This is a genomic window from Rhizobium sp. SEMIA 4085 (assembly GCF_013004495.1).
Taxonomy (GTDB): domain Bacteria; phylum Pseudomonadota; class Alphaproteobacteria; order Rhizobiales; family Rhizobiaceae; genus Rhizobium; species Rhizobium gallicum.
On the sequence record NZ_JABEPH010000664.1, the window covers coordinates 1 to 1,317 of the forward strand.

General features: G+C 61.7%; 1 protein-coding gene and 1 pseudogene. Both read right to left on the bottom strand.

Going from position 1 to position 1,317, the window contains the following annotated elements; all coding sequences use genetic code 11:
• Positions 1-238: pseudogene (locus tag C9413_RS32185) on the bottom strand (undecaprenyl-phosphate glucose phosphotransferase); the annotation flags it as partial.
• A gap of 46 nt (positions 239-284) precedes the next feature.
• The coding region (locus C9413_RS32190; RefSeq protein ID WP_170251572.1) for a glycosyltransferase at positions 285-1,317 on the bottom strand (1,033 nt) is incomplete at its 5' end.

Consider the following 1,317-nt stretch of genomic DNA (forward strand, 5'->3'; position numbering starts at 1 on the left):
GCACGCTCAGGAAGGGGAGCAGACCGATTGAGAATTGAGAGACGAAGTCGAAGAGGCGCAGCTGGCCGATGACCATCGACGGGGAACGCGTTCCCTCGCGGAACTGTTCGGCAATCTGCCGGGCATAGGCGTTGATCTCTCCGGGGGTTTCCTTCCCGCCACCGTCTGCGTTGGCAGCGGAAACCCGCTTGCGCAGGGCTTCCACGTCGAACTGATCGCTCTTTTCTGCTTTGTTCATAAGGCTTCAGCCGCTCGTTGTTTCAAACGGCATTAGCAGAAAGGCCCTAAGAAAGGTTTACGGATGCCTCATAGGTTTCGGAGGCTGAAGAGCCCTCCGCGAGCGTGTGGTACAGTTTCAGGACATCTCTTGCCATTACGGAAGAGGAAAAAACGGACTTCACCGAATCGATCGAAGGCATCACGGCATTATGCCAGCCGGGTGTCGTCAGCGCGTCGGCCATGACGCGGGCTAGGTCATCCGCGTTGTCGGGCGCGACGAGGGCAGGGCTGCTCCTGCCGAGCACTTCCGGAATGCCGCCGACGCGGCTGGCGATGACCGTCTTTCCGGCGCCGAGCCCTTCGAGGATGATGTAGGGCATGGCTTCGGCGCGGGACGGCACCACCAGGTTCTGCGCCATCGCGAATGCTTCCTGCACACGCATCGGCGGCAGCATGCCGATACGCTTGCCGAGGCCGCGCTCGACCATCATGTCGCGGTATTTCTCCCGGTCCGGCCCGTCGCCGATCATCAGCGCCGAAAGAGGGCGACCAATCAGCCGCTCGGTCTTGGCAAATGCATCCACAAACAGATCGGGACCCTTAAGGTCCCGGAGCATGCCGACATAGATGAAATGTACGGCATCGGATCGTGTGGGAATAATCTGGAAATCCCGCTCCCCGATCCCGTTGTAGATCAGCCGCGTCAGGGGTCTCGGCCGGCCCACTTTCTGTGCATAGGTGTCGCGCTCGTATTCGCAGATGAAGACGAGGGCATCAGTGAAATATTCCTGCAACCGCTCCATCCGCAGGACGAACTGTCCGGTGAGCGACGAGCGGGAATAGTGCAGGCTTCCGCCGTGGGCGGTATAGAGGCGGGCTACGCGATACCTGTTCACCCGCAAGGCTGAGCCGACAAGGCGCGCGAGCACGCCGCCCTTGGCGCCGTGTCCGGGCAGCACGTCCGGCCGCAAACTTTTGATTTTCTTGTATGTCTCCCATATCACGCCGAGATCGGGAAGCGCCACGGAACGCCGGGGCGGGATGCGCGTCAGCCCGCGGGAGAGGAAGGGACGGGGACCGGAGAAGAGCCGGGGCCCG